The sequence below is a fragment of the Streptomyces durbertensis genome, assembly GCF_014156695.1.
GTDB classification, from domain to species: Bacteria; Actinomycetota; Actinomycetes; order Streptomycetales; family Streptomycetaceae; genus Streptomyces; species Streptomyces durbertensis.
Genome location: NZ_WMLF01000260.1, coordinates 1 through 7478 on the forward strand (window position 1 = coordinate 1; position 7478 = coordinate 7478).

The 7478-nt window shown below is 63.8% G+C and carries 6 protein-coding genes and 1 pseudogene; 6 read left to right on the forward strand and 1 reads right to left on the reverse strand.

All coding sequences use genetic code 11. From position 1 onward, the window contains the following. The first annotated feature begins 104 nt into the window (after positions 1-104). From GL263_RS17170 to GL263_RS17190, 6 genes and pseudogenes are all read left to right on the forward strand, one after another. The gene (locus GL263_RS17170) at positions 105-971 is read left to right on the forward strand and encodes a hypothetical protein (RefSeq protein WP_182856606.1); all 867 of its coding nucleotides are present in this window, start codon (positions 105-107) and stop codon (positions 969-971) included. A gap of 95 nt (positions 972-1066) precedes the next feature. Beyond that, a complete protein-coding gene (locus tag GL263_RS17175) occupies positions 1067-2398 on the forward strand; it encodes a S8 family serine peptidase (RefSeq protein ID WP_182856607.1) in 1332 nt (443 codons plus the stop codon). Between the two features lie 1494 nt (positions 2399-3892). Further along, positions 3893-5071, forward strand: coding sequence for a hypothetical protein (locus tag GL263_RS17180; RefSeq protein WP_182856608.1), 1179 nt, complete (start codon positions 3893-3895; stop codon positions 5069-5071). Positions 5072-5189: 118 nt separating this feature from the next. Next, the gene (locus GL263_RS17185; protein ID WP_323379443.1) at positions 5190-5600 is read left to right on the forward strand and encodes a hypothetical protein; all 411 of its coding nucleotides are present in this window, start codon (positions 5190-5192) and stop codon (positions 5598-5600) included. Between the two features lie 319 nt (positions 5601-5919). After that, a pseudogene (locus GL263_RS29260) lies at positions 5920-6021 on the forward strand (IS5/IS1182 family transposase); the annotation flags it as partial. A gap of 112 nt (positions 6022-6133) precedes the next feature. Continuing rightward, a complete protein-coding gene (locus GL263_RS17190; RefSeq protein WP_182856609.1) occupies positions 6134-6604 on the forward strand; it encodes an NUDIX hydrolase in 471 nt (156 codons plus the stop codon). A gap of 38 nt (positions 6605-6642) precedes the next feature. Here GL263_RS17190 and GL263_RS17195 read toward each other — a convergent pair whose 3' ends face one another. After that, on the reverse strand, positions 6643-6876 hold the full coding sequence (locus GL263_RS17195) for a GntR family transcriptional regulator (RefSeq protein ID WP_182856610.1): 234 nt from the start codon (positions 6874-6876) through the stop codon (positions 6643-6645). Between the last annotated feature and the right edge of the window lie 602 nt (positions 6877-7478).

Below are 7478 nucleotides of genomic sequence, written 5' to 3' on the forward strand. Positions count from 1 at the left end.
ACCCCCCGGCCAGTAATCCAAGTGCCTGAGGGCGCGCGGTGGCACCTCACACCCTCACGCGGCCGCGTCGCCCCTCATTTCTGCAAGGAGCCATCCTTACCCTCATGAGCTATCAGCAGCCGCAGCCCGGGGCGCAGTTTCCCCCCACCGGACCGCCCGTACCGCCGCCTCCAGCGAACGCGCCGCAGCCCGGCTTTCCGCCGCCTCCTGGCCCCGGGTACCCGCAGCCGCCCTATGGGCAGGCGCCTCCGCCTCCGCCCTCTTCGAACGGCGGCAGCAAGACGGCGCTGGTAGTTGGTGCCGCTTGCATCGTCCTTGCGCTGGTCGTCGGGAGCATCGTCTACGTCGCGACGGGCGACGACGGCGACAAGGATCAGAGCGACGAGGCGGGCAACTCCGCCGAGCGCAGCCCGGGCGCTGACTCGCCGGACAGCCCAGCTCAGCCGGACGAACCCTCCCTCCCGGACATGCGATCACCGGGCGGCGGCGAAACGCCCGCAGGCGAGTTCAAGGACGTCCTCGACGTCGACGAGGTGCGGTCCGTCGTTTTCAAGGGCAGCGACGGTACGACAAAGCTCGATGTCACGCCGTACAAGGTCCAGAAGGGTAGCTATGCGGAGCTGAAGGCCGCAGGCATCGATCTCGAGGAAGCTCCTGGGCTGGTGCCGTACTACATCACCGTTTCCTACACCAACCGCGGTGGTGAGGAGCCCTGGATCCCGACCTGGTACTCCCAGGTGACGATCCAGAGCGCACCCGGTGAGCGGATCACGCGGGTCAACTACGTCGATGAGTACGACAAGTGCAACTTCCTTGACCCGAACGCGCGGGGAGCGCTCACCGTAGGCCGGTCTTACAAGCCGTGTGAGATCTATCTGGCTCCGGAGGACAAGCCCTTCTACATGGTGTGGGGTATCGACAGGATCACTGGTGACGGCGAGGCGAGCGTCGTCTGGAAGCTCGTTGACTGACGGTTGATGAAGAGTCGGCAGCGGAAGGTTCTGGCGAACTGGCCCTCTGTGCAGCGTGAGTGGGTCCGTGAAGCGCCTGACATGGAGAGTTGAGGATGGGTAAGACAAGAGCGCTGCGCGCGATCGGCAGTGCGATACTCGCGGGAGCCCTGCTCATCGGCTCGGCTCCTACCGCCTCGGCTGACCAGATCAGGGACAACCAGTGGGCCCTGAGGGCATTTGAGGTCGAGAAGGTCTGGAAGGAGTCCACGGGCCAGGGTGTCACGGTCGCTGTGCTCGACAGCGCCGTCAACGGTAGCCATCCCGACCTGCGAGAGAACGTGCTTCCGGGGATGGACATGCTGGCTGGAGGTCCAGCCAACCAGGAAACACGTTTCGACCATGGAACAGCCGTTGCTTCGGTCATCGCCGCACATGGTCACGGCCCGGGGAACACCAACGGGGTGATTGGTCTCGCTCCCGACGCTAAGATCCTGCCTGTCCGAATAGCAACCAAGGGCGACAGCCCCCACTTGCACGGCAGCCAGATGAGCTACGCCAAGGCCATCCGTTACGCCGTTGACCAGGGGGCATCGGTCATCAATATGTCCATCGGCGCGGAGAGCATCAAGCCCGAGGAGGAAGAGGCGCTCGCATACGCCGCTAACAAGGACGTCCTTGTCGTTTCCTCAAGTGGAAACGACGGCGGGGTGAACTATCCGGCTCGCATGAAGAGCGTGGTCGCCGTCGGTGCCATCGACGAGGCGGGGAACATCTGGGAAGACTCGTCGGGTGGACGCCAGGTGATGCTCTCCGCGCCAGGCGACTACATCACGGCCGCGGCCGTGGTTGAGCCCTACCGGGAGTTCGCCGGCACCTCGTATGCGTCCGCATACGTCTCCGCGGCCGCTGCACTGCTGAGAGCCAAGTTCCCCAACCTGACGGCCGGCCAGATCGTCAACCGTCTTGCGAAGACCGCCCTGCTCCCTGACCGGATCGACGCGCCCGACGGTCACGACAGCTACTACGGCTACGGAATGATCCGGCCCTACCGGGCTCTCACGGAGAACATTCCGCCAGGCTCCAGGAGTGGTCCCCTGGAGATCCCCAAACCTCCGAAGTCTGATCCTGAGCAAGGCGCTGCCGGAGCAGTCGCTCCAGGAGATGGCGGGGCGGTGGAGGACGACCTCACAAGCGGACAGAAGGCCATACTCGGCGGAGTTGTGGTCTTGTTCCTCGGTACGGTCGTTGCGCTTCTCGTCGCATCGGCGGTCAAGAAGAAGCGGCGTAGTGCACCAGCTCCTCTGTACCCCAGCGTCTACGGGGCCGGCCCCGGCTACCCGGTGGTCAACGGCGTGCCACCCCACGTGCCCGGTCCGTACCAGGGCCAAGGTCCCGCGCATGGCGGCTATCCGCCTGCGCCGCCCAATCACCCTCCAGCTCAGTGAGCCTCTTCCAACTGGCCACCGATCGAGTGATGGGCCGTGAAGCGCAACCAACGAGGCCCCCAAGCAACGTGATTGAGACGTCGGCCATCTCGATCAACAGCCCGGGGGCCTCGCTCGTTACGGTCGCAGGCAGTCACCTGATCGGTGGCCATCACGAAGAACCTCAATGGTGAAGGAGAGAGGATATGCCGGAACAGAGTGATTCTTCTGGACATTTGCTTCCACGTCTCATGGTATGGGGAGGCATTCTCGGGGCGTCCGTGTGCATGGTGGTGCGCTTCACGGCTTCCGCGCCTCGTTGGGATCTGGTGCTCAACCTGGCTGTGTCTGTGATTGGGTTCTGGTGGGAGCTGCGCCGTAATCGTGTACGCTACGAGGCGACATGGCGGCTCCCGCGCGCTCCAAGATCTAGTCAGCCGAGTGCTTTCCGGCTGACGGGCCGCTGGCAGATGGATAATCAGGGGCTACGGACAGCAACTGTGATCGCAGCCGGGATTTTTCCCCTCATGCTGGGGGTTCAGTGGTCGCTTAGCGGGGGCTCGGACCAAGGTGATGACGTGAGTGCCGGCATCTTCGGTGGATCCTTCGTTGCGGGCATCATCATGTTCTGGTCAGTGGTGTTTTGGTCGGCAAAGCGCGCTGAAGGCGCGAAGGCTGTTGCTCGGGTTGAAGTGGCTGTTAAGGATGGCGCGGCGCGTGCCCTTCCGGTAGTCGTGCTGGACGGTGGGGCAGGCCTTCATGCGCCACACCCGCTAGAAGCCTTCATTGAGTTCGGATCGGCTCACCGATGGGCCTATGACGGACCCGAGCAGGTGCGGAAGCGGCGTAGGGCTCGCTACGCGGGAGCGTTGCGCCTGAGCGGGGACGATGGTGAGCGAACCTTGTTCCTCGAAAGCCCTGTTGATGGCGAAGCAATCGGCAGAGCGCTGAAGGGCCGTGAGGGATGGCTCTACTGGGCACCGAGTGGGACAGTAACTCATTCACCGTGCTCAGCCCCCGCTATCCTCGCACTGGGCGACGGGCGTTATGTACGGGGCTGGACTCAGGATTTCGACAGTAGCGATGTACCCGACGGGGAGGTCGCACGTCCTTCGACTTTGGGGTATGTACAGCACCTTCGCCCTGTGGAACTGGCCGTGTTGCGCCAACAGCCTTTTCGCTACCCAGGCTTGATCTGTGGTGTCCTTGCGTTGCTGGCGGCGGCTACGGGAGTGACCGGGCTGTGGGACGGTTACCTCACAGAGGGAGCTGCGGGCCCCCTGGTATTGGCTCCCCTTCTGCTGGCGGTAGGACTGGTGGGCAATCGCATTGCTGGGAAATACCGCCTCAGGCGCCGGGCCAAGACTCTGGGCGGCACGGTCCAAGCGCCCTCTGGCCCCGAGCGGCCTTCCTCGTCGCACATTGGCCCGCCGCCCCCTCCTCCGAGCCCACCCCGCGCCGGGACGTCAGGGATTCACACAATTCGGGAAGCTGCCACTTTGAGGATCGAGAAACGTGGACAAATTCAAGGTAGAGCCGGATCATCTTGACGCCTACGCCAAGCAGGTTGGCCGGGCAGAAGACGATATGGCCGCAGCGGGCCGGTATGTGCAGAACAATACGGGCATCGAGACCTCTGGCGCAGGCAGCACACTCTGGCAACACGTCGTGGCACTGCACAAAGAATGCTCCGTTCATGCACAGCAGGCGTTCGTCGGGTACAAGGATGTGCTCGCCCAGTCTTCGGCTGAACTGGTGAGGTCCGCGACATATTACCGAATGACGGATGCTAACGAAGCGGCAGCAGTGGACCGCACTTACCCGACCGGGAAGCACGGCCCGCTTGGCCCTAATGAATTCGCTGCAATCGGCGTCGTTCTTCCCACCTTCACGGATCCGGAGGATGCTCAGGAATGTCTCAAGGCGGATCCCGAGCCGGGCTTCTTTGAAGCCCGTTGGAAGGGTCTGGGAGGGGACCGGTGGGATGCGGTTATGAATAACTCAGACAGTGCGCTGAGCACCATTGGTGAAAGTGTTGGCGTGGTTCTGGATCTCTGTAGCCCCACCGCGCTGATAAACGAGGGCATCAAGTTGATTTTCAACTACGATGTGCTCGGCTCACTGGCTCAGCTTGTCGCCGGGGACTGGGGCACATTCGATTCTTGCGCGAAGGCATGGATAAAGCTCGGTGCGCTGTGTTCCGCAGTGGGCACTAACGTTGACCATGGTAACCGCAACCTGAGTGTCTCCTGGAACGGTCAAGCGGCGGACACGGCGTACGACTATTTCAACGAAATCGCCAGGAAGATCAAGGAAGCGCAGGAGATCTTCAAGAAGTTGCATGGGTGTTATGAGGAAGTCGCCCGTGAGATAAATGCGTTCATTAACGTGCTCAAGGCTGCGATGACGACGATTGGCGATATTGCGATCCAGGTCGCCCTGGAAGCGGCGGCTGGTGCAGCAGCGGCGGCGACTGGTGTTGGGCTCGTGCTCACCGTAGGAGCTGCGGCAATCATCGCGGCCCAGTGTGCAAGGGCGGCGAAAATCGTCGATGACACGCTGGATGCATTGAATATGCTCTACATCACGATCAACGGGGCGCGGTCATCGGGGCAGGCGGGTGTGGTGGCTGAGGTTGAGGCGATCAAGAAGTTTCCTGTACCGAAGAAGGAATACGACAATCAAGTCGTCTAAGTCAGCGTCGGCTCACGTTGCCCCGCCTTCTTCACGGCTGGAGAGCGTTTACTCTACGGTGCCAGGTGGTGCGCGGGGATGTGAGTGGACATTCGAGTAGGAAGTCGAAGGAGTTCAAGTGGCTGAGGAAAGCGGTTCGCAGCGGTACGTGGACGACTCCGAGTTCATGGAGTTCACCCAGAACGACCCAGTGGCAGCCAGGAGGATGCGGCTGACGCTGGAGAAGCTCGCGGAAGGAGGCGCTGGTGACACTGTCAAGGAGATGGCGCAGGAGGTGCTGACTGGGCGGATGGGCCTGCGAGAGGCGGTCGCGAATCCTACCTACGCCGAGGGGCTGATTTCCAGCATGCAGCCATTCAAGGAGAAGTGGGACGAGCTGTCCGACGACGAGCGCGCGGAGTTGGCAGCCGAAGGGGAACGGATGATTGCGGAGCAGGAGCGGGAGCTACGTGAGGAGCGCGCCCAGGGGCAGGCTAGCTCGCGTCGGGATGGAGGGCCCCGGCACACGGGCGGATGGTCCTTGTACTGACCCAGGGCTTCCACGAGGCACCGCCTGCCGTCATCTGATCGAGCTGTGCGACGGTCCCTGCGATCATGCAAGCGACAGTGCAGCAAGCGCTGTTGGCTAAGGAACGCCGCCGACGATGAGGATCCCTCGGCCCGTAGAGCGGCTGCGATGATTACCACCGTCGCGCTGGATCCGAGCAGGTTCTCGGCCTCGCTTAGGAGTGATTGAGCTTCTTCGATATGGCCACCGATCAGGTGACTGCCTGCGACCGTAACGAGCGAGGCCCCCGGGCTGTTTATCGAGATGCCTGACGTCTCAATCACGTTGCTCGGGGGCCTCGTTGGTCATCCATCCTGCCGCACTCGATCTGCCGCATGCACTCGTGGAGTGGGTCACCATGCTGATCGTCACCGGTGGCCGCGGCGGGTCTCGTCACGTTCGCCCGGCTGATCCACGACCCAGTCCCGAACGCGGCTTCCTCGACGCCCACGTGCTGGCTCGCCGCCACGCGGAGTAGCCCTCAGGGCCCGTGATCACCGCGTAACGTCGGGACGGTGGAAGCAGTAGACTGGCCCGCAGCCCGGGTCATCTGCCTGGACGCCGACCACCGCCTGCTCCTCCTGCACTGGCGGGATCCGAAGGAGGGGACGTGGCTGTGGGAGCCGCCTAGCGGCGGCATCGAGCCAGGCGAGACGCCGCTGACGGCAGCGCGGCGTGAACTGGCCGAGGAAACCGGCCTCGATCCGGTTGCGGTCGCCGACCCGTCGGTATTCGTCGAGCGCGATGTGCGTTGGAACGGCAGGCACTACAGAGGGAAGGAACACTTCTTCGTCGCTCGGTTCCCCGATGAGCGGCCGGCCTTGGCTCGGACCGGCCTACTCCCCGACGAGCAGGTGAACCTCGGCACGCACGTCTGGATCGCGCCGGATGATCTGAACACCCTGCGGGACCCCGTGGAGCCACCGGGACTGCTGACGGTGCTCGACTCCCTTCTGCCAGGCGGCCCATGGTGCAAGCACCCTTGAAGCGCGGGTAGGGCGGTCGGAGTATCTGACCATCGCTGCTACTTCGACTTGGCGACGAACGACCCGAGACCCGGCTCGGTGTAGATCAGCCCTTCCTCGCGGAGTGCACGGTGAACCTTCTGGCCGGTCGCTCCGGCAATGCCGAACTCCTGTTGGAGTTGCAGGACTGAAGGCACGCGCGTGCCCGGAGGGTAGGTGCCGTCTGCGATGCGCTGCCGCAGGACTGCGGCTACTTGGCGCCAGCGCGGCTCGTCAGGAGCGAATTCGATCACTTGACCACGCTAGGCATGCCATGCAGAGATAGGCGAGATGGGGCATACCTAGCGTGCTATAGCACGCTAGGTATAGGCTGCTGAGCGAGAAGAACCCCGAGGCGGGTGCGACCGCCCCGGGGCGTGGTCAAACGCTGGTTGAGGAGCGTCGACGTGTACAAGGCTATCTGCCTTGCCCACCTGTGGTGGAGGTTGTTGTTCGGACTGCCTGGGGGTGGGCCGGCGCATGCCGTGCTCGCGGCCGGTGCGGTGCCGGCGGTCGAGATGCGCATGGCGCGACTCGGAGGAGTGCGGTGGAGGCTGTTGCCCGGCCGGCGGACGCGGTCGGGTCGGGGCCTGGCGGAGGACTGGCTGGACGGTGACGCTTCCCGACTTGTCCGGCCGTACGTCGTGCGGGAGGAGAACGCTGACCGGCTGACGTCGTGTGAACGGTGCGGTCAGGGGGTGGCGTCGTGAGCGACCCGGGTGACCTGGGGTACCGGAGGCCGGATCCTGCCGCGCGGTTCTGCGCGTTCTGCGACAAGAGGGTGGTGACCCCGGTGAAGGTGGCTGAGGTGGACGGGGCGACCGGTCCGGGGCGGGTGGTGCTCGCGTGCAGACCG

What these genes read in the sequence shown, in the direction of transcription:
- GL263_RS17170 (WP_182856606.1), top strand. Translation starts at nt 105, where the DNA reads ATGAGCTATCAGCAGCCGCAGCCCGGGGCGCAGTTTCCCCCCACCGGA.
- GL263_RS17175 (WP_182856607.1), top strand. Translation starts at nt 1,067, where the DNA reads ATGGGTAAGACAAGAGCGCTGCGCGCGATCGGCAGTGCGATACTCGCG.